Consider the following 24,672-nt stretch of genomic DNA (forward strand, 5'->3'; position numbering starts at 1 on the left):
TATTCTGTAAAAGAATTGAAAATGCTGTTTTATACCTAGTTTTTATTTACCTAATTGATTTTTACAATGATGCGCGCTATAGGTACATTCGCTAATATAAAAAAACACCTCACACAATTGTGTAAGGTGTTTCATATTGGTCCAAATATTCTATTATGGAAAAACATCCATCATTAAAAATAATATTGCATCAAATTGTTAACGTTTTGCGAGCATGTCATATACTTGTTCAACATCTTTGTCACCACGACCTGAAATGTTGACGATCACAATATCTTCTTTTGATAACGTTGGGACAAATTTTAACGCGTACGCCACTGCATGGCTACTTTCTAATGCTGGGATAATACCTTCTTCTTTCGATAATGTCATAAAGGCATCTAATACTTCCTCATTGGAAATCGTCACATACTCCCCACGACCTGATACTTTTAGTTGTGAATGTTCTGGCCCTGCGCCTGGATAATCTAACCCTGCCGCAATTGAATACGTAGGCTGTGGATTGCCCGCTTCATCTTGCAATACTAAACAGCGGAAACCGTGTAAATCACCCGGTGTTCCTTCTGTTAATGAAGGTGCTTGGTCAGGTTCTACGCCGATTAAGCGTACGTCTTCATCTGCAATATATTCCGCAAATGAACCAATAGCGTTACTACCACCACCAACACATGCAATGACTGCTGTCGGCAACTTGCCTTCTTTTTGTAAAATTTGTGCACGACTTTCACGGCTAATAACCGATTGGAAATGTTTCACCATCGTTGGGAATGGGTGTGGTCCGACAGCTGAACCTAATAAATAGAATGAGTTTTCATAGTTCTCTACTAAATCTGCAAATGCGGCATCAACAGCTTCTTTCAGGCGACCTTGTCCTTCTGTAACCGATACGACTTTCGCACCTAATAATTCAATACGGAACACATTTAACGCCTGACGCTTAATATCTTCCGCGCCCATGTAAATGACACATTCCATATTAAACATCGCACATACTGTTGCTGTCGCTACACCATGCTGACCTGCACCCGTTTCAGCAATAATACGTTTTGCCCCCATACGTTTCGCTAATAAAATTTGACCGAGTACGTTGTTAATTTTATGTGATCCTGTATGATTTAAATCTTCACGTTTTAAATAAATTTTTGCGCCACCTAAACGGTTCGTTAAGTTTTCCGCAAAATAAAGTGGTGATTGACGGCCTACATATTCACGGAAATAATAATCTAATTCATTTTTAAAATCTTCATCATCTTTAAAACGATTAAAATTTTCTTCTAAAATGTCTAATACATTTTGTAATGACGGCGGTACTTGACTACCACCAAATTCTCCGAAATACCCTGCTTGTTGCTCTGTGCTCATCTCATCTTGCCCCTCTCAACTAACTAAATTTTCAGTCTATTTTAAACATTTTATAAGAAAAACGCAATTGGTTATACGGAAATCGAGCAAAAAAAGTGCTATTTTTACATGTTTTAGAAAAAATGAACGCGAGCAAAAAAACACTCGTCAAAAAACGAGTATTTTTAACGCTCATTAATAATATTCATTGTCATCTTCTAATGGGAAAATTTCTAAATCATCGCTATCAATTTCATTGAACCACAATGTGTCCGCGCGTCGACGCCACGTCTCAAGCACATCAATTGTCGTACATTGATCCGTTACACAATCATCGCGTGCAATGTCTCGAAACGTAATCACCTCGTCTAATATTTCATAAGCTGTAATTAATTCCGCTAATCTATTCGCTTCTACAATTTGTTGTAATTCTTCGACGATAGGGAGATGATGTTGTAGCAAATGAACGGTATTATTCGATAATCCCGCTTGCGCCACTTGGTCACTCAACACCCAACGTGCCACAAATAACCGTAAAATACTAAATTGCCACGTTTCTAAACGGTCGTCCTTTCGATGAAATTCGCCGAGACGGGCATAAGCATATGCGAAAATATGTCGTCCTTCATATTGTGCAAACACCACTAAATCTCCTTTATTTCCGACACCTCTCTGCAAATCCAAGCCTTTCAAAAATGGTTGACCTTCTTCGGTAAATACATTTCTTTTATGAAACAACACTAAAATCATTGTCATCTTCCTTTCCATTGAAAAACGATTTGTTTATGATCATAACAACGAAACAGAAATCGAACACATGTTCTAAAATAATTTTTTAGCATAAAATAACATAAATTCAATATATTTTTACCCTACTTATCCACTTTTTAAAAATAATCGTGAAAAATAACTTATGTAAATATAAAAAAGCACCTAATAAGATGCTTTTTAAACCGAAGATGTCGCCGCTTCTAAAATTTCTTCTAACATTTGTTCTGTAAACGCTGCGCCGTTCATTTCTAAAATCCGGATTGGGGCCTCATGCGCGAGCGTTCCATAGATCTCACCATGTTGTGGCGAGTAATGATGCTCCGTTAGCTGCATCATGCCGAGGTCCATAAATGAATCTCCAGCGGCATAATGGGCAATCGGTGCAAGCTTTTCTAATACATATTGTACAGCAGCCTCTTTCGTTAACGTTTTCGGCAATGCGTAAAATTTTCGACCGTGCACATAACTCGTCCAACGTGCATCTTCAAACGATTCAGCTAATTTCGTCAACGCTGCATCATCACGTTTTTCTTCATCAATGAGCATCACGTAAAACAAACCGTCTACCTCATTAATTTTTCTGAACATCTCCATTTCCCAACAATGTGCAAACGTTTCTCGAAATGCTTCAAAGCCCATGCAACTCGCAATGTTTTTTTGCACTTGCGCTTGCCATTCACGATCTATTTCACCATCATTGAGAACAATTCCTCCGTTACAAACGACGGCGTAATGCGGTGTTTGGTCAAATAACTGAATGCGATCATATTGCGCACGTGAACGCGTTGTCACTGGAATGATTTCAATATGTTGTTGCGCTTCTTCTAAAAGCGCTTTTGTTCGCTTAGAAATGTAAGAAATCGGCCTATCATGAAGCTTTTCAATACAAATTGCTTCTTCTAATGGCAGCCCAACTGTTCGCTCTGAAAAAATAAACGTTCGATCTAAGTCTGTTGTTAGTACGTGCATTTATATCAACTCCTTAATGAGTCCACAACAAGAGTAGCTCATGTCTTTGTATACCTCGACCGGCACACCACGTTCCTCCGCTAGCATATAAATATGTTGCAAGTCCATATCATACGTCGGGTTGACGAGAATTTTCCACGGTACACGTCGCAATAGTACGCGCGTCGTTTCACCAACGCCTGGTTTAATATGATGCGTATTGGCAATGTCAAATTGCTCTTGAATACGCTCAACAGATTGCATACCTAACCATGTCACGGGCGCATCTTCTGGCGGTTGAGGCGATACGTTCGGAAATTGTGCAACGACCGCATCGATAAACGTATACGACACGTCCGCAGATTCAAGCGCTTCATAATATTTCGCGCCGTGGAAATCACCTTCGTGAATGAATGTGTCATTTAATACCGTACGACTAACGAGGCCTGAAACAGTCGAGTTCAAGCACGCAGAAGGAATTAAAAAATCATCACGTGTCCCATATAAAGAAGCACAATGTCCGGGATCTGCTAAAACAGCTAGCGTATCATCAATGTCAATTCCTTTTAAGCGCAGCTCGTTACACGCAGCAGTTAATTCTCGTGTGATGGCGCCTTTTCCTGTCCAACCATCGACAAATTGAATATTTGCCTGTGGGTGCGTATCTAAAATGTATTGAATCGCTACTTCATCAATGCCTCGATCGCGAATGATTGAAATAGCGTAATGCGGTACGGTTTCACCATATTTAAACTGAATGTAACGCTTCATTAAAATCCCGATTGGCGTACCGGCACGCGCTAAACTAACGAGCACGACTTCATCGAGTACCTTTTTCGCAAGCACTTGCTCTGTTACCGTCGCAACAGCTTCCGCTAAACGTGCACTATACGCATCTAGCGTTTCATGGAATAGCGCTAAATAATCGTCACTCGGCTGGAATTCTTGCGGTAGCATCGTTGAATAATGTACTCCTTGTTGAATGAGTTGTTCGCGTGATTGCGTATCTTTTTCTAATTCAATATCGCTTAAATCCTTCAATAAGAAAATTACATCGTCTGTACTATAGCTCGTTTGCATAAACGTTTTGACCGTCATAATAAGACACTCCTTCCGTTAGTTGAATGACTATTACTGGTAAATTCAATTGTGCAATTAATGCCTCTAAACCTTCTTCGTCTGCAAGGCGCTCGACGACAAGTACGACTTCATCAAAATTTCCTTTTGACACGCTATATAAGAAATTCGCGACACCTGCATTTTCAGGGCTGCTAAAAGCGTACTTCTCATAAATGACCGAACGTTCATCTACAAAAATCGGACTGCGTGTCGTCGATTGTGTCCAAACATCACCATCTAATAGCATCGCAATTTGCATCGGGATAAACATACATTCCCCTGTACCGACCACAAGCGTTTTACCATTTACTTTTGGTAAAGCTAGCGTCGATAAATCGTCACGCAACATTTTATTTTGTGTTGCAGTCAAGCCGAAACGACCTGTTTGCTCTACATATGGCGATGCACAAAGCGTGCCATCTTCACTCGTTGATTTATAGACGATCGGTGTTAAACTGCACGCTTCACCAACACGTTTTGATACCGTACGTGCTGACAGTTGGAGAGGTGTTTCCTCGTCACAAAATGAACCTTCTACAGCCATCGTACCACTCATCAACGTCACGACTTGAATATCGATACGACGCGCTGCTGCAAACGTTTCATATGCTTTGCGCTCTTCTGCACTACGCCAATCTAAAATAGATACGACCGTATATTGTTGAATGTGCGGATATTGCGCATGTAATTCATCAATAATATTTAAATTCGTCTGACCTGTCGACATTTCATCATCTACGAGGACTATGTGCGTTGCCTGCTCAAACATGTTCGGCGGAGCATATAAGCGATGACTCGTCGCATGAGAATGTTCCTCTTCAAATGTAATCGTCGGTTCTAAACCGTGAACGCGCTCACGTGTCGTATGAATATACGTCGCGTTGTCGTCAAATGCATCGAAAAATGCATGTCCGAGTGCCGTCGCTGTTTCTGCAAACCCGATAATGGCAATTTGCTCTGGTGCTTTCGTTCGTACGCTCTCGATATCAACGAGTGGCGTCTCTGTTTTAATCGATTGTACGAGTGCTTCCGTATGGTCTTGATAAATACCGTAATGTTCTAAAAAACGATTTGCTAATAAATGCCCTGTATAAATTGGAATGAACGGTTTTACATGTAAATGTTTACCGAGTACTTTCGAAACAAATAAAAATTGACGCTTTTTATTAATGCGTAGCCCTAATGCAAATAAATCATGCTCACTGAAATTATACGGATTGTGGAAAATATTCGTATCAACCGTTAAACGGCCTTCAATTGAAAAAGTTGTCATAGAAAATGCCTCCTTAGATGAGTGCTAAATAATCTTCTTCTGGCTTTAACACGCCGTAAATTTCTGCTCTTGCGAGAATGCGTTTTGCCCAATATTGATGTGGCTTCATCTCATTCATTTTGTTCCCGTAGCTACTTTTCAACACCCCTGCGTCCGTTGCGTGATCTAAAACGGCTAGTGCATCTAAATAATTTTCATACGTCACAATGTACGATGCATTGACGAATTGAATATGCGTTGGATGAATGACGGTTTTTCCGACTAAACCGTTTAATTGATCCAATTCACATTCTTGCGCTAAGCCTTCTAGCGCCCGCGTCAACGTCTTCGTTGCAACCGCACCACCGCTTGCGACTTCTTGCTTCGTATCGAAGTATTCCCATACCGCACCTGAAATTGCAAACCCTTGCTGGCGACCAAATACGTTCACGATATCTGTTAACATATCTTGCGCAATCAATACATCATATACAGACTGCGTACGTTTTCGACGAATACCATAAACGCCGAGGAAATCTGTTGCCCCAATACGGACGTTTAAAATCATATCCTGGTATTCTTTTAATAAATCATATAGTTGTGTAAGTTGGGATAGGCGACGTTCTTTATATAGAAGGTTCGCCGTTTCTAGCACTGGCATTGCGTACAATGAATAACCTTTCATACATTCGCGGGCCATCACATGTAAAAAAGCCGCCCCATTTTCAAGTTCAAACTTCGGTAGCACGTACCCTGTTAATAAATGTTGCGTTTCACCAAGTACTTCAGTTACACGTTCTAAATGTTTTGGTGTTCTGACACGTACGAACAATAGTGGCAATGTTTCTTCTGTTAATAATCCTTTTTCTATAAACCCTTGAACTTTCAATAAACTTTCATGTGTATTGCGAAGTGCGCCCTCTACTTCGCTATCCGCAACAGCATCTTCTAAATCAATAATGAGCGACGTTAATTGTGGGTACTTGCGATCCAATAAATCTTCAGCAATTTTTGTTCGTGTACCCGGGGTGTACAATGTAGCTCCTAAACAAAGTGCTAACTGCTCACGCGGCGTATCCTTTGTGAAATGTTTCGGCAAAATGGCTAAGTGACGAGCTAATTGTTGATCCGATAAATGTTGATGAAAACGCATGTAAATCGCTCCTTTCAATTTTTGTAAAGTTTTATGAAAAAAACAAAAGTTTAATAGAATTTTCTGAAAAATATACCCTTAATTATATGTGAGGTTATATAACATTGCAAATAATTAACAGTTATTCCTTTAAATAATATATTGATGTAATTCATCGCAATTCGTTATATGCAATCTATGATTTAAATTGATTCTTTTCCGAGATAAATCTTATAAAACTTTTTCGGACGTCCTCTTGTCGACGCAACGACATTCGGTAATTCTGTTGCCAATTGTTTTTGACATAAGTTTTGTAAAATGCGATTGGCAGAGCGAACGGTCATATTTAAATGATCCGCGAGCAATTCACCGTTTAAAATCGGCGTTTGTAACGTTTGAATGACTGCATCAATTTTTTGTAATTGTGCAAATGGTAATTGTTTCGATATGCTGATGTCCTTTAATCGCTGTTGTCGTGATGCATCATATTGTAACGTCACACCTGCTAACAATGGACCGATTTCATACGTTTCACCTTTCATATAACCTTCTGTATGTTTCGACGTGCATCGCTGAACCGCTTGTTGGGCAAATGCACGACTTTGTTGCAACGTTTGGCCAATGCCCCAGCCAACTTTCACAGGAAATGATAGCTGTTTTGATAAATAAGCGACGAGTTCACACGTCGTTCGTTCTTTCGTCAACGCAATGAAATGCGCATACGTCGTTAAAAGCATCATCGCAGTTGCCTCGCGATGGACGATTATATGCGGATGCTGCTGTTTCAAATCTAAAATGGCTTTATAAAGTGAAATATGACGATATTCTAATGTTTCGACATCTGTTTTATCGACTGGTATGTGAATCGCTGCGACAACGACTTGATTTTGAATAAGTTGTGCCATATCTAATTGTTGAATGAATCGTTTAATCGTTTTTTCAACAGCATATGGAGACGGATGGACGAAAATATAAGGAACACCTCGTGCAGCTAATTGATCGACCATCTCCGCAACGCGCGTCAAGCTAAGCTTCGTTTTTCCTTTTTGATACAGCGTCGTATGCCAGTCGACGACGGATTCGATAATATTGCTCGTCGCGTACGAATTCATCGTTTGACTGAACAATTGTGGCAAATCATCTTCTCGCCATTCATGAATACCTAAATAGCCATTTTCTTCATAACAAAAATCAATCGCGATTTCTTTTAACCGTAAATCGCGTGTATAAAATAGTTCTGTTAATAAACGATAAAAATCACGTTCAGAAATATCGAAGTACGCCATTGGCACTGTCGTTTCTTTCATATTTGCTTGAGCGAAAAAATATGGAATTTGACCGCTAAATAATGCGCCGTCCCCTTCTGATAAATGAGCACGTAATAATGCATGCAGTTGTTCGAAAGATGTGTATGTATAGTAATGAAACGTACAATTTTTAATCGCTAATTTATCAATGTATTTCACCCATTCATATGAGCGTTGTGCGCAAAAAATATTAATGTGGTACATTTAAAAACTCCTATCTGTTTAAATAAAATAATTGCTTAATATGGTATTTTATGTATATTATATATTAAAAGACGCGAGTGATTCATGTCTTTTAATCATTGTAAGATTAAATGTCAGAATTTTCAAACTTAAAAGCGTCTATTTCAATTAAAGGAGATGAATAACATGAAAGAAAAACGAACATTCGTCACGCGATTCCTCGATGTCATCGAACGTGCGGGTAACAAATTACCAGACCCAATTACGTTATTTGTCATCATGGCATTGCTCGTACTCGCTCTTTCTTGGTTGCTATCAGCGATTGGCATTTCAGCTGTTAAACCAGGAACTGACGAAACGATTTCTGTCGTCAATTTATTGAGTCAAGATGGGCTCATTTTAATTGTCACTGAAATGATTAATAATTTCACCGGCTTCCCACCGTTAGGAATGGTAATTGTCACGATGCTTGGAATCGGTTTAGCGGAACAAACAGGTTTAATTTCAGCTTTAATGAAACGAACAGTGCTCGCCGCTCCGCAAAAATTAATTGTTCCCGTATTAATTTTAACTGGTTTAGTCGGTAACTTAGCTGCCGATGCTGCATTTATTATTTTACCGCCGATCGCCGCGATGATCTTTATGAGTATCGGACGTAATCCATTAACAGGTTTAATCGTTACATATGCTGCAGTTGCTGGTGGTTTCAGCGCCAACTTATTAATTAGCTCATTAGACGTTTTATTACTAGGCATTACCGATTCAGCCGCACAAATTGCTGATAAAGATTATAGCGGTCGTGCAACGATGAACTATTACTTCTTAATCGTTTCTACATTTTTATTAATGATTGTCGGTACGTGGGTAACACATAAAATTACAGAGCCACGTTTCGGTAAATTTGAAGGAACGGTTGAAAAATTAGAGCCTATTTCGGACTTAGAAAAGAAAGGTCTGAAATGGGCAGGGATTGTAGCTGCAATTTATATTATCGTCATTGCATTTACAGTCATTCCGTCAAACGGCTTACTACGTGACCCTGAAACAGGCGGATTTTTAAATTCACCGTTTATGACAGGGATTGTTCCAGTCATGTTATTCTTCTTCCTATTACCAGCGCTCGCTTACGGTATCGGTTCAAAAAATATTCAAAACGACAAGCAAGTAGCGGAGAAAATTTTCAAGTCGATTGCAGATATGTCACCATTTATCGTGCTCGCATTCGTTGCTTCTCAAATGATTGCTTACTTTAACTGGAGTAATATCGGTTCGATTATGGCGATTAAAGGGGCCGAATTGTTACAAGCATTAAACTTCACAGGCTTACCAATGATCATTGGATTTATTATCATTTGTGCATTCGTCAACTTACTTGTTGCAAGTGCTTCTGCCAAGTGGGCATTACTAGCACCGATTTTTGTACCGATGTTTATGTATTTAGGTTATTCACCTGCCGTAACACAAGCTGCTTACCGCGTCGGGGATTCGATTACAAATCCAATTACACCGATGTTAGCGTATTTCGCGATTTTACTCGCATTTGCACGACGCTACGATAAAAATATCGGTATTGGTACATTAATTTCAGCGCTATTGCCATACTCAATTGCCTTTGCAATTGGATGGATCATTTTATTCGCTATTTGGTTCTTATTCGACTTACCACTCGGACCTGGAGATTTCATTCATTTAAAATAAGGGAGGACATTTTATGATGTCGACACAACAGCAACAATTACACGATTTACTACAACAATACGAAGCGGAAATGATTGCGCTCCGTCGCGACTTTCATGCAAATCCAGAATTATCATTTGAAGAAGTAGAAACACCGAAAAAAATCGCTGCCTTTCATCGTGCACTAGGACATGATGTACGAGAACATGTAGGCGGTAACGGTGTTGTTGCAACGCTTGTCGGTGCAAAACCTGGCAAAACTGTCGCACTTCGAGCAGATTTTGATGCGCTTGCGATCACAGAAGAAACGAACTTACCGTTCCAATCGAAGTTTAAAGGACGTATGCACGCGTGCGGACATGACGGTCATACAGCAACGCTTTTAACGTTAGCGAAAGCACTTAACCGCATGCGTGATGAACTTGAAGGTACGATCGTCTTTATTCATCAACATGCTGAAGAAATCGCTCCGGGTGGCGCAAAAGCAATGATTGAAGATGGCTGTTTAGAAGGCGTCGATGTCATTTTCGGTACGCATTTATGGGCACCACTTCCTCTCGGTAATATATATACTGCACCAGGTCCAGTAATGGCCGCGGCAGATGGTATTTATATTACGATGAAAGGGAAAGGCGGACACGGTTCTAACCCGACAGATACGAAAGATGCGGTGTTGATTGCCTCACAATTTATCGTCAATTTACAACAGCTCGTATCTCGTCGCGTCAATCCACTCCAACCTGCCGTTGTATCAGTCGGACATATTGAGGCACTCAATCCATTTAACGTTATCGCTGACCAAGTGAAGTTAAAAGGAACAGTGCGTACATTTGATGAAGAAGCGCGTCAGTTATTAGAGAAGGAAATTGAAAAGTTACTGCAAGCAACTTGTGCATTTATGGACGCAGATTATGACTATCAATTTATTCGCGGTTATCCAGCAGTCGTCAACCACCCAAATGAAACGTTACACGTCGAACAAGCCATTGCCAAACTCGACGACATTACGTTCGAACGTTGTGAACCACAAATGGGCGGCGAAGACTTTGCGTACTATTTACAACACGTCCCTGGTAACTTTTTCTTCACCGGTGCACAAAATCCAGAATGGGAAGAAACATATCCGCATCATCACCCGAAATTTGACTTTGATGAACGCGCAATGATGATCGCCGCAAAAGTACTCGGCCAAGCTACACTAGATTATTTATCAAAATCGTAAACACAGAAAACACGTGAATCTCACGTGTTTTTTCTTTTTTTGGTAGTATATAGAAAAAGCTATTCATAGGAGGTGACGCATGGCAAAACGACTTTCTTTTCAATGGAAAATTACGCTATATGTCAGTGCGATTATTGTCATGATTTGTACGGTGTTCTTCTTATTATTCGAACATCATTTACGTACGAAAATGCATGCACAAATAGGCGACCAAGCGCTTCAAGCTGCGCAACTCATTGCAGAAATGCCGAGCGTACACGTTGCATTTACGCAACCGAATCCAACGACGTCATTGCAGCCAATCGCCGATAAAGCACAACGCATTACGAACGCTGCTTTTATCGTTATCGGAAATGAAAAAGGTATTCGTTATACCCACCCAGACCCCGAAAAAATCGGTCAACAAATGGTCGGTGGCGATAACGCCCACGTATTACTCGACGGCAAAACGAGTGTCACAACAGTGAAAGGTTCACTCGGTGAATCGATTCGTGGTAAAGCACCGATTATCGAAAATGGCCAAATTATCGGTGTAGTCTCTGTCGGCTTTTTAACGACAAGTATCGAAAAGACAACTGCTACATTATTTTTACAATGGCTAGGCATTACTGGCATTGTCGCACTCATTGGTATTATTTGCGCCTTGTTATTTAGCATTTATATGAAAAAACAATTGCACGGAATGGAGCCCGCTGAAATCGCGACATTGTATCAATTAAATGAAAACATTTTAGCGACGACGAGCGATGCTATTGTAACGACATCTACAGATGACCTTATTACGTCTGCTAATCCAAATGCGACAGCATTTTTCCAATCCCATCATTCGCTCGTTGGGTTACCAATTCAACAGCTGTTTCACGACAATATTGTTGAGCAACCTTCATTTTCAACGCTAGAATTAGTGATTGCGAACGAAACAATTTTATTATCAAAAGCACCGATTTATACGAACAAACAGCTCAGTGGTGCGATGTATACGTTCCGGAAAAAAATCGATTATGAACACATTTTGCAAGAACTGCATCACGTCAAACAACAGGCACAATTGCAACGCGCACAGACACATGAATTTTCGAATAAATTGCATTTAATTCGCGGGTTACTCGCACAACAAAAAGTACAAGAAGCGATGCAGTTTATCGATCAACATGCTTCAGAGCAACAGCAACTGTATAACTTATCTAATCAGCCTTCTTATACGATTTTAAGCGCCTTATTAACCGGCAAACGACTTGAAGCAAAGGAGCGCGAAATTGATTTAATCGTGACGATTCCAGACGATTTAATGCCATTAAATGATGCCCAACTAAATGCATTAACACTCGCTCTTGGCAACGTCATTCAAAATGCTTTCGATGCTGTTCAACAAAGCACGCATATGATGAAACAAGTGCATGTTACACTTGAACAATATGAACATGAGCTACTTATTACTGTAGAAGATAGCGGAGATGGGATTCCACAAAACATCGAAACGCAATTGTTTGAGCGCCACTTTTCAACGAAAAAAGGATTTGACCGCGGCCATGGTTTAGCACTATCTCAACAAGCATTGGCAGCGGTCGACGGCGAAATATGGATTGATGACGGTGATTTAAGTGGTGCTTGTTTTTTAATTACGTTGAGGAGGATACACGCATGAACATTTGGATTTTAGAAGATGATTTTCGTATTGCCGATTTACATCAGCAATATGTGGAAGCACAAGGTACACATGAAGTAACGGGGAATTTTCGTTATGGCGCTGAATTAATTACCGCCCTATCAACGGCGCCTCACCCAGACGTATTATTAGCTGATTTATACGTACCCGATGTGACGGCATATGAGCTCGTAGATAATGTTCGTAAAACTGCACCTCATATCGACATTGTTATTATTTCGGCTGCAGCTGAAACGACGCATGTGACGGCACTCTATGATCGTGGTGTAAAAGATTATTTATTAAAACCATTTCAAGCCGAGCGATTACATGCGTCGCTTGCCCATCTCGCACAACAGCGCAAATTACTATTGAATGCGTACGTGACACAACAACAACTCGACCAATTATTTCATATTGGCGCATCTAAACATGAGCAAACGATGCCAAAAGGAATTGATGCGCAAACGTTAGAAACAATTAAAATGGCATTTTTATCACATGAAATGAATCATGTGACGGCTGCAGCTTTAAGTGAACAATTTGGCATTAGTCGTTCGACTGCACGCCGCTACTTGGAACATTTAGTTGCTGAGAACGTCTTAATGACAACATTACTATACGGTACTGTCGGTCGACCTGAGCGACAATATGTTCTCCGTGAAACTTATGAACAAAATGATATTTAAACAGTTTATCCAACAAATCGCCATATTCTTTTCCTCATTTGAAATGATGGTACAGTAAATGTACACATCACAAAGGGGGAAATGATATGTCACTCACAATCATTGGCATCGTGACGATTTTAATTATCGTTGCATTGCTCATTAGCGGACGTGTATCGCCGATTATCGCGATGGTGTTACCACCGGTCGTCGCACTGTTCGTTGCAGGTTATTCTTTTACAGATTTAGGAACGTTTTTTGATGAAGGATTGCAGTCGGTCATTAGCGTAGCCGTCATGTTTATTTTCGCCATTATCTTCTTTGGCATTATGCAAGATGTCGGATTATTCGAACCTATCATCAATAAAATGATTGCGCTTTCAAAAGGAAATATCGTTGTCGTCGCAGTTATTACGGTACTGATTGCCGCATTAGCACAAATGGACGGCTCCGGCGCTTCTACATTTTTAATTACGATTCCGGCATTACTACCACTTTACTTACGCCTCGGTATGAATCCATACGTACTATTGCTACTCGTCGGGGGATCGGCAGCAATCGTCAATATGATTCCATGGGGTGGTCCGTTAGGCCGTGTCGCTTCTGTATTGAAAACAGACGTAACAGAACTGTGGTATCCACTTATTAAAATTCAAGTCATCGGCTTACTACTTATGCTCGCTTTAGCTGTTTTTATGGGCTTGCGCGAAAAGAAACGCATCAATGCGAAAAAAGCGCGTGGTGAGTCTGTCGAAATTACGTTAAAAAATAGTATCGTTAATGAAGAAGCGGATACATCATTACATCGTCCAAAATTAATATGGATCAATGCCATTTTATTAATCGTTGTCATTGGTATACTCGTTTCAGGGTTACTACCGGCAGGACTTGCCTTTTTAATCGGTGTATCACTCGCATTAATCATTAACTTCCGTACACCGAAAGCACAAATGGATCGTATTAAAGCACATGCGGCGAACGCTTTAACGATGGCATCGATAATTATTGCCGCAGGACTATTTTTAGGTATTTTAAACGGTACGGGTATGCTCACAGCGATTGCAAATAACGTCGTCAAAATTATGCCCGACTTTTTAGCTTCTTATTTACACGTCATTATCGGGATTTTTGGGGTGCCATTTGATTTACTACTCAGTACAGATGCATACTACTTCGCCCTATTCCCAGTCGTTGAACAAATCGGTATGTCATTCGGCATCGATTCACTGTCAACAGCTTATGCGATGATTATCGGGAATATCGTCGGTACGTTCGTATCACCACTTGCACCAGCTGTTTGGCTAGCGCTAGGTCTATCTGGTTTAGAAATGGGTAAACATTTACGCTTTTCATTTTTCTGGATGTGGGGACTGAGCGTTACATTACTTTTAATCGCTGTCGCTATCGGTTTAATTCACGTATAACTGTATTAAAAAAAGAGGACTCGCCTAAGCGGTTCCTCTTTTTTTGTTTATCCTGCATTCTTTTTCACATTGATTTTATGCACGACGAACGTTGCGGCAAAGGCAATGACCAATACTGCGAAAAATACGTAGTGCGAAATTTCAATATGGAATACACTTAATAGCATTTTTAATGCAATGATGAAAATTAAAATGAAGGCTGTCGTTTCAAGCTCTGGTACTTTATCAATTAACGTAACGAAAACACCTGCGATCGTACGCATCATTAAAATACCAAGCATACCACCGATTAATAGTACCCATACTTCACTTGATACAGCGAAAGCAGCTAAAATTGAATCGACAGAGAATGCAACGTCCATTAACTCAACAGCTACAACTGTACCCCAGAACATGCCGAACATGCGCACGAGGATACCTTCTTTATTAAATTCTTTTGCGTCGTCATCATCGCCGCCTTTTTTGCGGAAGTAGTCGATACTAATCCACATTAAATATGCGGCACCGAGCACTTTGACGAACCAAAACTTTACTAAGTACACACCAATTCCGATAAAGATAAAACGGAAAACATAAGCCCCTATTAAACCATATAATAACGCTTTTTTACGTTGTTTTTCCGGTAAATGCTTTACAAGAACGGCCAGTACGAGCGCATTATCTGCTGATAATAAACCTTCTAACACGACAAGAGATAAAATCAAACCCCAGTTCACTGGGTTTGATAATACTTCTACCCAATGTTGCCAGTCAAAGAATAGCGCATATGTTGATAATATTTGATTGATAATTTCCATCTGGCCATCACCTTATCTATCTAGACTATACGGATAAACCGTATGCATTGACAAGTGCCGCTAGTCCACCTTGGAAACCTGCGCCGACCGCATTAAATTTCCAATCTCCACCGTGACGATACAATTCACAAAATACAACAGCCGTTTCAATCGAGAAGTCTTCGCCTAAATCGAAATGCAATACTTCTTGTCCTGTATTTTCATCGACAAGACGTGCAAATGCGTTCGAAATTTGACCGAAGTTTTGATTGCGTGCTTCTGCATCGTGAATCGTTACCGTAATGGCGATTTTATCGACATCCGCTGGCACTTTTGATAAATCTACTTTAATTTGTTCATCGTCCCCGTCGCCTTCACCGGTACGGTTGTCACCGGTATGTACGACTGAACCATCTGTACTTTGCAAGTTATTGTAGAAAATGAAATCTAAATCTTGGCGGCATTTCCCTTCGCTATTCAATAAAAATGCAGATGCATCTAAATCGTAATCTTGCCCACCGTCGTAACTCTTTACGTCCCAACCTAAACCGATAATAATATTCGATAATGCTGGGTTATCTTTCGTTAAATCAATACGTTGACCTTTACTTAATTGAATTGCCATGTAATTTCCTCCAATTGAATGATTATTTGCTACCCGCTTGCCAACGCAGCCCCCAATTGTAAGCTGCATCCATTTTCGAATGACCACTGAAATAGTCGACGAGACGTTTTACATTGAACGTTTCGTTTTGAACATTTTCAATGAGCGCAATCGCACACATACCCGAGCCATTTCGATGTTCATCGAGACGAACAACGATGTCCTGTCCACCTGGGTAACTAATCGTCACGACACCGTCTGCTTCCGACCAGTTGGAGACACCTTCATAAATAAAGGCATACACTAAAATACGTTTAATATTTGCGACTTTTTCACCGTTAATCCGTAAATTTTCACCGCCAGAAACTGTCCCCGTTCGGTCGTCCCCATCTAATTCAATATAAGGTGGGTGTTGTAATGAACCGAATGAATTGCCCAATGCTTGAATCGCGCCCTTTTCCCCTGTCGTCAATTCAAACAAACAGCCTAAATCTAAATCAATGCCAGATGAATTGTTCCCAAATAGTGACTTCAAAAAGCCACCGGAAGGTTTTGTTTGCTGGTTCCAATTCAAATTGACAGTAATCGGCCCTAACTGTGCTTTCTTTTCTAGGTTGATCGATTGACCTTTTTTCGTTAATTCAATTTTACCTAAATTAACCATGCAATCCCTCCCTATTTAAAAGATACTTCTATTTTACAATAAATAACAACTTAATTACCACCTATAACAGTATTTTTTGGTAATTTACGTAAAATAAAAATATGTTTGAGCCTAATATTATTTGGCCATTTAATATATTATTGCTTTTTGTCCAAAAGCGGCTATAAACTTATGTTTAATAACTCAATTCACCTATCGATTTGCACAGCTACAACGACAGCAATGTATACGAAAGAATGGTAAATAACATTTTATTGTCAGAATTTATAGTATAATCAGTATATTAATGATAGATAGGAGAACAACATGAATCAACAAATCGTTTTATTGCAACATGCAACACTAGAAAGCGAACGTCTTTTATTGCGTCCGTTTGCTTTAACAGACGCACAAGATTTATATGAAATTAACAGTGATGAGGAAACGACACGTTATATTTATCCGCCCCACAAAACGCTAGAAGAAACAGAAAATTTATTGATCAACTTTTTCATGCAAAAACCAATCGGCAAGTATGCGATTGAATTGAAAGAAACAGGTAAAATGATTGGGACACTTGAAATGCATTTACAACATCACAACAATAGCGCCGAAATTGGCTTCACACAAAACCGTGCCTACTGGGGCAATGGTTATATGACAGAGGCTGCGAAACTCGTATTAGATGTCGCGTTCAACAAATTAAACTTAACGCGTGTGTATGGTGGCTGTGATGCTCGCAATACCGCATCAGGCCAAACGTTACAACGTATCGGCATGACACATGAAGGAACATTCCGTAAAGATCATGCGTTTAACGGACAGTATGCTGACAGTAACTATTACTCGATTTTAAAAGAAGAATTTTAAAAAATCGTGTGCCGTCTCTAAGCGGTGCACGATTTTTCTGCTTTTCGGCTAATTACACCGTTCTCAAAATGTTTTCGATATAATGAGTATTGAAAATTTTTTGAAAGCAGGCTTTTATGACATATTTTAAACCGATCGTTTGGCAATTATTAATCGGTATGGTGTTTACACGCACCGCAAGCTTTATGACATTGCCGTTTTTAGCGATTTATATGCAAAATGAATTACACGCCGCGCCAGTGCTCATCGGCGTAGCAGTCGGCATTTCTCCACTGATGTCGACGTTTGGCGGCTTTTTCGGTGGTTATTTAACAGACCGCTTCGGCCGTAAAAAAATATTATTATTATCAATGGTCGGCTGGTGCCTCGCATTTTACGGCTTCGGTTTTGCGCATAGCCCATGGACATTTATTGCGTTAAATGCATTAAATGGGATCAGTCGTGCGTTTTTTGAGCCAGCCTCACAAGCATTCATGATTGACCATACCCCGCAGGAAAAACGACGCAGATTATTTTCGATTCGTTATACGATGATTAATTTGTCTGCGGTTGTCGGCCCACTCGTTGGGGTCATGATTGCGAATACGAACAATATGCATTTGCCATTTATTATTACAGGCACACTCTACATTATTTGCTTTCTGTTCTTCTACATCGTTTTGAAAAAAGCGCCAGAAACACATGCACATCGTAAAACAGAAAGCTTTACGCAACTTATAAAAGTACTCGCAAAAGATCACGTCCTATTATGGATGATTGTCGGCAGCGTTTGTATGAACTTCGTTTACGCACAAACAGATTCTACGTTATCACAAATTTTAAATATGACGTTTGATGACGGCGTGAAGCTGTTTTCTGTATTGATTGCGACAAATGCAGGGACGGTGTTATTGCTGCAGTTGCCATGTAGTTTATTGACGGAAAAACTATCGGTCAAAACGACGTTAGTCATCGGTAGTGTATTAACGGTTTTAAGTATGATGGCATTTTACATTGCTGATAGTTGGACGTTATACATTATCGCTATGTTTATTATTTCATTAGGTGAAATTTTTATCGCACCGATCGTCGGCGTTATTATTGAAATGATTGCCCCGAGTCATCAAAAAGCGACATACTTAGGCGTCATGCAATTTCAAAGCTTAGGTGGTTTCTTCGGGCCGATTGTCGGCAGCTGGCTCCTCGTCCATTGGCTCGGCCAACTTTATTCAGTCATGGTCGGTATCGGACTTTTAATGACGTATTGTTTCATCTATGCAACACGCAATCGCTTTTAAACGGATCCCTTTGTATCGTTGGAGATACAAGGGGTTTTTGTTTATACTATAAGAAAAGGTGGCGATTTATATGATAGATACAATGATTGAACAGCAAATTATTACGCTTTTACGTACGAAAGCAAAAGCTGATTTCATCATACTATTTGGCTCACATGCAAAAGGTACTGCTCGCGCAGACAGCGATATCGACCTTGCTTATTTTAGTCACGATACAATGTCACCATACGATCGATTTTTATTAGCCGGAGAAATCGCAGCACTCACAAATTGTGAAGTAGATTTAGTCAATATTCGAGAAATTGATACCGTGCTAACGATGGAAATATTCGCATACGGTAAACCAATTGATATCCAAAATGAAAATGAATATATTCGTCAAAAAATGCGTGCGTATAGTATGTACGCGACGCTAAATGAGCAACGTGCAGGCATTATCACGGCGATTAAAGAAAGAGGAAGTGTGTTTGGCTATGAATGACATTATTCTAAATAAGACAGCAACGATTGAGCGTTGTGTTCATCGTATTGAAGAAGTATATGATAACAATCCAAAAAACCTCACTGATTTTACAAAACAAGATAGTATTATTTTAAATATACAACGTGCATGTGAAGCAAGTATTGATTTAGCAATGCATATCGTCAGTGAGCGAAAAATCGGCATACCGAAAGCGAGTCGAGAAGCATTTAAGTTATTAGAAGAAGCACACATTATTTCTGGCGACTTAGCTAAAACGTTAATGAATATGGTCGGTTTTCGTAATATTGCGGTACACGATTATCAGGCGCTAGAACTTGGCATCTTACAATCGATTTTAGAGAAACCTGTGAAAGATTTTAATGACTTTACAAAAGTTATTCTCTCACTTACTTAATTTAAAAACGCACAACATTTTCCCTTTTATCGTTGGAGGTACAAGTTTTTTTATAAAAAGGAGCTGTGATGAATGAGTTTAGCGAGCTATATTGGAACAAATGTAGCCATTCCAATTAATCCACATATTTACGATGAGGATTTTGATGAAATATTGTGGATTGGGCTATGTTTTGCAGAACCCGAAGATGTAGAAACTGCAAGGACACAGCATTTTTCAACTACTTATGCATATGAAATTTCTTCTCATTGGGGTATTGGAACAGAAACACATCGTCCGCTTGACCTCGAATCAAAGATTAAATTAAAAAAGCTTTTCGAAATTTTAGAAGACTATATGAAGCCTGGTGATTATTTTCAACTATACAGTTGCTGGGTTGGTGAAGAAGATGACAAGAGCGAAGGAAGCATGACCGTTCATATGGATACACTTAATTTAAATGAACTTGTACTCCTTGAAAAAACCGTCGTAACTTTTCAATTTTAACAAAAAACCCGTGCCTAAACATATCGTTTAAGCACGGGTTTTTCTCATTTAATTATAATTGTTGCATACTTGCAATCGATGTATGTTTATCAATAATGACTGTTTCTAAATTCATCATACGTGCCCAGTCAACGATTTGTTCTTTATTTAATGCTAAAGAAAGCACTGTATGGTGACCGCCGCCAGCGTAAATCCATGCTTTCACGCCGTCTTTTTGGTTCGGTTGTGGGTGCCACATTACGCGCGCCACTGGTAATTTTGGTGCTGCTTCTGTCGGTGTGACGCATTCTACATCGTTTACTAATAAACGATAATGTGTGCCAAGGTCGACCATTGATACGGTGATACCTTCACCTGCTTTACCGTCAAATACTAAACGAGCCGGTGCTTCTTTACCGCCGATACCAAGTGGCAGTACCATTACTTTCGGTTTTGTTTCCGCTAATGTTGGATCTACTTCTAACATGTGAGAACCGACGATGACGTTGTTTTCTGGTGTTAAATCGTATGTGTAATCTTCCATGAAGCCTGTTGATTCATTATGTGCCATCACTTTCATCATACGGTCAAGTGCAGCTGTTTTCCAGTCACCTTCCCCAGCGAAGCCGTAACCTTCTGCATTTAAACGTTGTACGGCAAGACCTGGTAATTGTTTCATGCCGTAAAGATCTTCGAAGTTCGTTGTGAATGCATCGTAGTTACCGCGTGCTAAGAAACGGCGTAGTGCGATTTCGATACGTGCTTGTTCACGCACATGTGCTACGTATGTTGCTTCGTCATTGTCGCCTACGTGTAGGTCATACAATTTTTCGTATTCAGCGTAAGTCGCATCGATTTCTGCGTCAGATACGGCATCCATTTCAGCAACTAAATCGCCGATACCGTAATAATCCACTGTCCAACCGAATTGGATTTGTGCTTCAATTTTATCGCCATCTGTTACAGCTACTGAACGCATGTTATCGCCGAAACGTGCGACTTTAATTGTTTGAGATGCGTTGTACGCACGTGCTACGTCTGTCCAGTCGTTGATTTCTGCTTGCACGTCCGCTTGTTGCCAATGACCGAAAATCACTTTGTTGTGTTTTTTCAGACGGGCATTGATGAATCCGTACTCACGGTCGCCGTGTGCAGATTGGTGTAAGTTCATGTAGTCCATGTCAATTTCATTCCATGGTAATTCTGCTTTATATTGTGTTGCGAAGTGAAGGAGCGGTTTTTGTAATAATTTTGTGCCCGCAATCCACATTTTCGCTGGAGAGAATGTGTGCATCCACGTAATTAAACCAGCACAGTTGTCATCATAGTTTGCTTCTTTTACGATGTTGACAATTTCTTCTGCACTTGTTCCTAATCCTTTAAACACGATTTCTGTTTGAATGGCGTCACTTGCATTTAGTCCTGCTGCGATTTCTTTTGCATTTTTTTCTACTTCTTTTAAAGCTTCTGCCCCGTATAAATGTTGGCTCCCTACGACGAACCAAAATTGATTTGCTACTTGTTTCATTATTTTGCGCTCCCTTGAGGTTGTTTTTGACCGTAATAAGCATTTGCCCCGTGTTTACGGTTGAAATGTTTTGCGAGTAATTCATCTGCAATGTGCACATTGTGTGGATTTAATTGCATTGTGTGATACGTCATTTTCGCGACTTCTTCCAGTACGACTGCATTGTGCACCGCGTTACTTGGGCTCGTCCCCCAGTTAAATGGACCGTGGTCGTTTACGAGTACGCCTGGTACGCGATCTGGATCAATGTCACTTTTCTCGAACGTTTCAATAATAACGGTGCCTGTTTCTTTTTCATACGCACCTTCAATTTCTGCTGTCGTCATGGCGCGTGTTACCGGAATATCGCCATCAAAATAGTCCGCTTGTGTCGTTCCAGCGTTCACAATTGGTACACCTGCTTGCGCAAATGATACTGCCCATGGTGAATGCGTATGTACGACGCCACCGATATTTTCAAAATGTTTGTATAGCTCTAAATGTGTTGCCGTATCACTTGAAGGATTTAAATCCCCTTCGATGATATTGCCATCTAAATCGACGACGACCATTTGTGCAGGTGTTAGTTTTTCGTATTCCACACCACTCGGTTTAATAACGACTAAACCTGACGCACGGTCGATACCACTTACATTGCCCCACGTAAATGTGACAAGATTGTATTTTGGAAGCTGCATATTCGCTTCATATACTTGTTGTTTTAATGCTTCTAACATTGTAATGCCTCCTCAGCGTACGCTGTTTTTAATGATTTCAAACGCTTCATCACATCATTTTCACCACGACCGAAGTAGTCATGTAGCAATTTATATTCTGCATACAACTTTTCATATACAGCTTGGTTTGCCGCAATCGGTGTCACTTTTTCATCACGCACGTGCGCCATTTGCTTCGCCGCTTCTTGTAATGAAGGGTACGCGCCCGCTGCAACTGCTGCAAATACTGCTGCGCCAACTGCTGGTGCATGTAGTTGCTCAGCAATTGTCATTTCTTTATTCGTAATATCTACATAAATTTGATTTAATAATTGGTTTTTATGTGGTAAACCGCCACATACTGTCAAACGTTCAACTGCGATGCCATGTGCTTCTAATTGATCAATGACTAAACGTTTGCCGAAAGCTGTTGCTTCAATTAACGCACGGTACATTTCTTCTGGTTTCGTTTGTAACGTCATACCTAAAATCATGCCCGTTAAATCGGTGTCGACTAAAATTGAACGGTTCCCATTCCACCAATCTAATGCCAATAAGCCTGACTCACCTGGTTTTAACGCTGATGCTTTTTGTTCAAGCAATTGGTGAATGTTCATACCAAGTGAGGCCGCTTCTTTGTAGTACGTTTCAGGTACGCAATTATCAACGAACCATCCGAAAATATCACCGACTGCATTTTGACCAGATTCGTACGCATAAAATCCTGGTACTGCACCATCACGTACGACGCCACACATTCCTGGCACATTGACTTCTTTCGTTGCTAACGTAATATCGCACGTTGATGTCCCCATAATGTTTAACATCGTGCCCGCATCGACAACACCTGTTGAAGCAACAGAAACGTGTGCATCTACATTACCGACTGCAATGACAACGCTTGGTAATAAGCCCATTTTTTCCGCCATCTCCGGTAAAAGCGTACCTGCTTTCGTACCGACTGCTACATATTCCGTACCTAATTTTTCTTCCACGACGTTTTCAAATTGTGGATGCAACGCTTTAAAATACGCTTTGTCTGGGAAACCTTCACGGTCGTTCCACATCGCTTTATAACCTGCTGTGCAAGAATTACGTTTTTCAACGCCTGTCATTTGCCACGTAATCCAATCTGTCGCTTCAATGAAACGATCCATTTCATGATAAATGTGTGGTGCTTCATCTAAAATTTGTAGCAATTTCGGGAATAACCATTCCGATGAAATTTTGTTGCCGTAACGTGCAAGGAATGATTCCCCGCGCTCTGCTGCAAGCGCATTAATTTTATCCGCTTCATATTGTGCAGCATGATGTTTCCATAGTTTCACCCACGCATGTGGTTCACGTTCAAACTCCGGTAAGAAGCAAAGTGGTGTGCCATCTGCTTGAATTGGTAAAACGGTACAAGCTGTAAAATCAACACTTAAACCGATAATATCTTCCTTCGCAACGTCAGATGTTTGTACAGCTTCTCGTACTGTTTGAATGAGGCAATCAACATAATCTTGCGGATGTTGTAACGCCCAGTCTCTTCCTAATGTTGTCGTACCATCTGGTAACGTTGCCGTCATAACTGCGTGTGGATAATCTCGAACAGCTGAGCTCACAACGTCCCCATTTGTAATATCTACTAATACTGCGCGCGCTGATAATGAGCCAAAGTCGACCCCAATCGTATATTTCGTCATAATCATTCTGCTACTAAAAACATATACAAAAGTATATATCTAGCTTTTTCCTGCTTCTCAGAATGCGTCCTCGGCACGTACTCCCTACTAACGTTTCGTGTCATTCTCCACAGGCTTCAATTCCGATGTAGCCCACCGTACTATACTCATTTAAACTGACACTAACAATTCATATTGTGTAGCCTGTTTTAAATTCATGGCGGCGTTTAAATCTCGGTCTAATACTTGATGACAATTTACACATTCGTAAATTCTATCTTTCAATGTCAAATCTACTTTCTTATGACCGCATACACTACATAATTTAGAACTCGGATAAAAACGATTCACAAGGCGTAATTCAATGCCATATGCTTCGCACTTCATTTGCAACTTCGTTCTAAAATTGAAGAAACCTTGTTGTGCAATCGCTTTTGATAAATGTCTGTTTTTCATCATACCGCGCACATTTAAATCTTCTAATGCAATGAATGCTGGTTTGGTTTTCACCAAGTCATTCACAATGTGCTTCTGGTAGTTTTCTCGAATATTTGCTAGACGCTGATGTAACGTTTGTACG

Annotated in this window: 24 protein-coding genes; 10 read left to right on the forward strand and 14 right to left on the reverse strand. The window is 40.2% G+C overall.

All coding sequences use genetic code 11. The annotated features are described in order from the left end of the window. Positions 1-198: 198 nt before the first annotated feature. From trpB to KMHG_RS12505, 7 genes are all read right to left on the reverse strand, one after another. Positions 199-1,362, reverse strand: coding sequence for a tryptophan synthase subunit beta (gene trpB, locus KMHG_RS12475; RefSeq protein ID WP_010289968.1), 1,164 nt, complete (start codon positions 1,360-1,362; stop codon positions 199-201). 174 nt (positions 1,363-1,536) lie between these two features. Beyond that, a complete protein-coding gene (locus tag KMHG_RS12480; RefSeq protein ID WP_147608216.1) occupies positions 1,537-1,983 on the reverse strand; it encodes a hypothetical protein in 447 nt (148 codons plus the stop codon). Between the two features lie 306 nt (positions 1,984-2,289). Next, the gene (locus KMHG_RS12485) at positions 2,290-3,081 is read right to left on the reverse strand and encodes an HAD family hydrolase (RefSeq protein WP_010289972.1); all 792 of its coding nucleotides are present in this window, start codon (positions 3,079-3,081) and stop codon (positions 2,290-2,292) included. Then, positions 3,082-4,158, reverse strand: a complete 1,077-nt coding sequence (locus KMHG_RS12490) for a cysteine protease StiP family protein (RefSeq protein WP_010289974.1) — start codon at positions 4,156-4,158, stop codon at positions 3,082-3,084. Continuing rightward, positions 4,124-5,452, reverse strand: coding sequence for a phosphoribosyltransferase family protein (locus tag KMHG_RS17995; protein WP_010289975.1), 1,329 nt, complete (start codon positions 5,450-5,452; stop codon positions 4,124-4,126). The genes KMHG_RS12490 and KMHG_RS17995 overlap by 35 nt, the downstream gene beginning before the upstream one ends. A 13-nt stretch (positions 5,453-5,465) precedes the next feature. After that, positions 5,466-6,584 (reverse strand): HpcH/HpaI aldolase/citrate lyase family protein, encoded by a 1,119-nt coding sequence (locus tag KMHG_RS12500; protein ID WP_010289976.1) that lies wholly within the window; start codon positions 6,582-6,584, stop codon positions 5,466-5,468. 182 nt (positions 6,585-6,766) lie between these two features. Then, entirely contained in the window at positions 6,767-8,074 is a 1,308-nt protein-coding gene (locus KMHG_RS12505) for a hypothetical protein (protein ID WP_010289977.1), read from the reverse strand. Between the two features lie 165 nt (positions 8,075-8,239). On the opposite strand from KMHG_RS12505, the gene KMHG_RS12510 reads away from it, so the two are divergent. The 5 genes from KMHG_RS12510 to KMHG_RS12530 all read left to right on the forward strand — a co-directional run bounded on the left by KMHG_RS12510 (position 8,240) and on the right by KMHG_RS12530 (position 14,689). Next, on the forward strand, positions 8,240-9,751 hold the full coding sequence (locus KMHG_RS12510) for an AbgT family transporter (RefSeq protein WP_010289978.1): 1,512 nt from the start codon (positions 8,240-8,242) through the stop codon (positions 9,749-9,751). Between the two features lie 13 nt (positions 9,752-9,764). Next, a complete protein-coding gene (locus KMHG_RS12515; RefSeq protein WP_010289981.1) occupies positions 9,765-10,952 on the forward strand; it encodes a M20 metallopeptidase family protein in 1,188 nt (395 codons plus the stop codon). 79 nt (positions 10,953-11,031) lie between these two features. Further along, complete coding sequence (locus KMHG_RS12520; protein ID WP_010289984.1) at positions 11,032-12,597, forward strand: ATP-binding protein; 1,566 nt, start codon at positions 11,032-11,034, stop codon at positions 12,595-12,597. Beyond that, entirely contained in the window at positions 12,594-13,286 is a 693-nt protein-coding gene (locus KMHG_RS12525) for a response regulator (protein ID WP_010289986.1), read from the forward strand. Before KMHG_RS12520 ends, KMHG_RS12525 begins: the two co-directional genes overlap by 4 nt. A gap of 86 nt (positions 13,287-13,372) precedes the next feature. Beyond that, the gene (locus tag KMHG_RS12530; protein WP_010289987.1) at positions 13,373-14,689 is read left to right on the forward strand and encodes a CitMHS family transporter; all 1,317 of its coding nucleotides are present in this window, start codon (positions 13,373-13,375) and stop codon (positions 14,687-14,689) included. A gap of 47 nt (positions 14,690-14,736) precedes the next feature. Here the strand turns inward: KMHG_RS12530 and KMHG_RS12535 are convergent, their stop codons facing one another. From KMHG_RS12535 to KMHG_RS12545, 3 genes are read right to left on the reverse strand one after another with little or no spacing between them, the layout of a single operon-like run. Beyond that, the gene (locus tag KMHG_RS12535; RefSeq protein WP_010289988.1) at positions 14,737-15,486 is read right to left on the reverse strand and encodes a TerC family protein; all 750 of its coding nucleotides are present in this window, start codon (positions 15,484-15,486) and stop codon (positions 14,737-14,739) included. Between the two features lie 25 nt (positions 15,487-15,511). Further along, positions 15,512-16,090, reverse strand: coding sequence for a TerD family protein (locus KMHG_RS12540; RefSeq protein WP_010289989.1), 579 nt, complete (start codon positions 16,088-16,090; stop codon positions 15,512-15,514). A gap of 22 nt (positions 16,091-16,112) precedes the next feature. Beyond that, complete coding sequence (locus tag KMHG_RS12545) at positions 16,113-16,733, reverse strand: TerD family protein (RefSeq protein ID WP_010289990.1); 621 nt, start codon at positions 16,731-16,733, stop codon at positions 16,113-16,115. 306 nt (positions 16,734-17,039) lie between these two features. On the opposite strand from KMHG_RS12545, the gene KMHG_RS12550 reads away from it, so the two are divergent. The 5 genes from KMHG_RS12550 (at position 17,040) to KMHG_RS12570 (ending at position 20,223) form a co-directional block, all read left to right on the forward strand. After that, positions 17,040-17,582 (forward strand): GNAT family N-acetyltransferase, encoded by a 543-nt coding sequence (locus KMHG_RS12550; RefSeq protein WP_010289991.1) that lies wholly within the window; start codon positions 17,040-17,042, stop codon positions 17,580-17,582. Between the two features lie 116 nt (positions 17,583-17,698). Then, a complete protein-coding gene (locus KMHG_RS12555) occupies positions 17,699-18,859 on the forward strand; it encodes an MDR family MFS transporter (protein WP_010289992.1) in 1,161 nt (386 codons plus the stop codon). A 70-nt stretch (positions 18,860-18,929) separates the two neighbouring features. Further along, positions 18,930-19,340, forward strand: coding sequence for a type VII toxin-antitoxin system MntA family adenylyltransferase antitoxin (mntA, locus tag KMHG_RS12560; RefSeq protein ID WP_010289996.1), 411 nt, complete (start codon positions 18,930-18,932; stop codon positions 19,338-19,340). Beyond that, positions 19,333-19,737 carry a type VII toxin-antitoxin system HepT family RNase toxin gene (hepT, locus tag KMHG_RS12565; protein WP_010289997.1) on the forward strand — a complete coding sequence of 135 codons (405 nt, stop codon included), beginning with the start codon at positions 19,333-19,335 and terminating at the stop codon, positions 19,735-19,737. Before mntA ends, hepT begins: the two co-directional genes overlap by 8 nt. A gap of 72 nt (positions 19,738-19,809) precedes the next feature. Further along, positions 19,810-20,223: a hypothetical protein gene (locus KMHG_RS12570; protein WP_010289998.1), complete on the forward strand. Its 414-nt coding sequence runs from the start codon at positions 19,810-19,812 to the stop codon at positions 20,221-20,223. 52 nt (positions 20,224-20,275) lie between these two features. Here KMHG_RS12570 and araA read toward each other — a convergent pair whose 3' ends face one another. From araA to KMHG_RS18000, 4 genes are all read right to left on the reverse strand, one after another. Continuing rightward, the gene (araA, locus tag KMHG_RS12575) at positions 20,276-21,730 is read right to left on the reverse strand and encodes an L-arabinose isomerase (protein WP_010289999.1); all 1,455 of its coding nucleotides are present in this window, start codon (positions 21,728-21,730) and stop codon (positions 20,276-20,278) included. After that, complete coding sequence (locus KMHG_RS12580; protein ID WP_010290001.1) at positions 21,730-22,446, reverse strand: L-ribulose-5-phosphate 4-epimerase; 717 nt, start codon at positions 22,444-22,446, stop codon at positions 21,730-21,732. Before KMHG_RS12580 ends, araA begins: the two co-directional genes overlap by 1 nt. Beyond that, on the reverse strand, positions 22,440-24,113 hold the full coding sequence (locus KMHG_RS12585; RefSeq protein WP_010290002.1) for a ribulokinase: 1,674 nt from the start codon (positions 24,111-24,113) through the stop codon (positions 22,440-22,442). Before KMHG_RS12585 ends, KMHG_RS12580 begins: the two co-directional genes overlap by 7 nt. 150 nt (positions 24,114-24,263) lie before the next feature. After that, the coding region (locus tag KMHG_RS18000; protein ID WP_010290004.1) for an RNA-guided endonuclease InsQ/TnpB family protein at positions 24,264-24,672 on the reverse strand (409 nt) is incomplete at its 5' end.

Source organism: Kurthia massiliensis, assembly GCF_000285555.1.
In the GTDB taxonomy this organism is placed as follows: Bacteria; Bacillota; Bacilli; order Bacillales_A; family Planococcaceae; genus Kurthia; species Kurthia massiliensis.

What these genes read in the sequence shown, in the direction of transcription:
- trpB (WP_010289968.1), bottom strand. Translation starts at nt 1,362, where the DNA reads ATGAGCACAGAGCAACAAGCAGGGTATTTCGGAGAATTTGGTGGTAGT.
- KMHG_RS12485 (WP_010289972.1), bottom strand. Translation starts at nt 3,081, where the DNA reads ATGCACGTACTAACAACAGACTTAGATCGAACGTTTATTTTTTCAGAG.
- KMHG_RS12490 (WP_010289974.1), bottom strand. Translation starts at nt 4,158, where the DNA reads ATGACGGTCAAAACGTTTATGCAAACGAGCTATAGTACAGACGATGTA.
- KMHG_RS17995 (WP_010289975.1), bottom strand. Translation starts at nt 5,452, where the DNA reads ATGACAACTTTTTCAATTGAAGGCCGTTTAACGGTTGATACGAATATT.
- KMHG_RS12500 (WP_010289976.1), bottom strand. Translation starts at nt 6,584, where the DNA reads ATGCGTTTTCATCAACATTTATCGGATCAACAATTAGCTCGTCACTTA.
- KMHG_RS12505 (WP_010289977.1), bottom strand. Translation starts at nt 8,074, where the DNA reads ATGTACCACATTAATATTTTTTGCGCACAACGCTCATATGAATGGGTG.
- KMHG_RS12510 (WP_010289978.1), top strand. Translation starts at nt 8,240, where the DNA reads ATGAAAGAAAAACGAACATTCGTCACGCGATTCCTCGATGTCATCGAA.
- KMHG_RS12515 (WP_010289981.1), top strand. Translation starts at nt 9,765, where the DNA reads ATGATGTCGACACAACAGCAACAATTACACGATTTACTACAACAATAC.
- KMHG_RS12520 (WP_010289984.1), top strand. Translation starts at nt 11,032, where the DNA reads ATGGCAAAACGACTTTCTTTTCAATGGAAAATTACGCTATATGTCAGT.
- KMHG_RS12525 (WP_010289986.1), top strand. Translation starts at nt 12,594, where the DNA reads ATGAACATTTGGATTTTAGAAGATGATTTTCGTATTGCCGATTTACAT.
- KMHG_RS12530 (WP_010289987.1), top strand. Translation starts at nt 13,373, where the DNA reads ATGTCACTCACAATCATTGGCATCGTGACGATTTTAATTATCGTTGCA.
- KMHG_RS12535 (WP_010289988.1), bottom strand. Translation starts at nt 15,486, where the DNA reads ATGGAAATTATCAATCAAATATTATCAACATATGCGCTATTCTTTGAC.
- KMHG_RS12540 (WP_010289989.1), bottom strand. Translation starts at nt 16,090, where the DNA reads ATGGCAATTCAATTAAGTAAAGGTCAACGTATTGATTTAACGAAAGAT.
- KMHG_RS12545 (WP_010289990.1), bottom strand. Translation starts at nt 16,733, where the DNA reads ATGGTTAATTTAGGTAAAATTGAATTAACGAAAAAAGGTCAATCGATC.
- KMHG_RS12550 (WP_010289991.1), top strand. Translation starts at nt 17,040, where the DNA reads ATGAATCAACAAATCGTTTTATTGCAACATGCAACACTAGAAAGCGAA.
- KMHG_RS12555 (WP_010289992.1), top strand. Translation starts at nt 17,699, where the DNA reads ATGACATATTTTAAACCGATCGTTTGGCAATTATTAATCGGTATGGTG.
- mntA (WP_010289996.1), top strand. Translation starts at nt 18,930, where the DNA reads ATGATAGATACAATGATTGAACAGCAAATTATTACGCTTTTACGTACG.
- hepT (WP_010289997.1), top strand. Translation starts at nt 19,333, where the DNA reads ATGAATGACATTATTCTAAATAAGACAGCAACGATTGAGCGTTGTGTT.
- KMHG_RS12570 (WP_010289998.1), top strand. Translation starts at nt 19,810, where the DNA reads ATGAGTTTAGCGAGCTATATTGGAACAAATGTAGCCATTCCAATTAAT.
- araA (WP_010289999.1), bottom strand. Translation starts at nt 21,730, where the DNA reads ATGAAACAAGTAGCAAATCAATTTTGGTTCGTCGTAGGGAGCCAACAT.
- KMHG_RS12580 (WP_010290001.1), bottom strand. Translation starts at nt 22,446, where the DNA reads ATGTTAGAAGCATTAAAACAACAAGTATATGAAGCGAATATGCAGCTT.
- KMHG_RS12585 (WP_010290002.1), bottom strand. Translation starts at nt 24,113, where the DNA reads ATGACGAAATATACGATTGGGGTCGACTTTGGCTCATTATCAGCGCGC.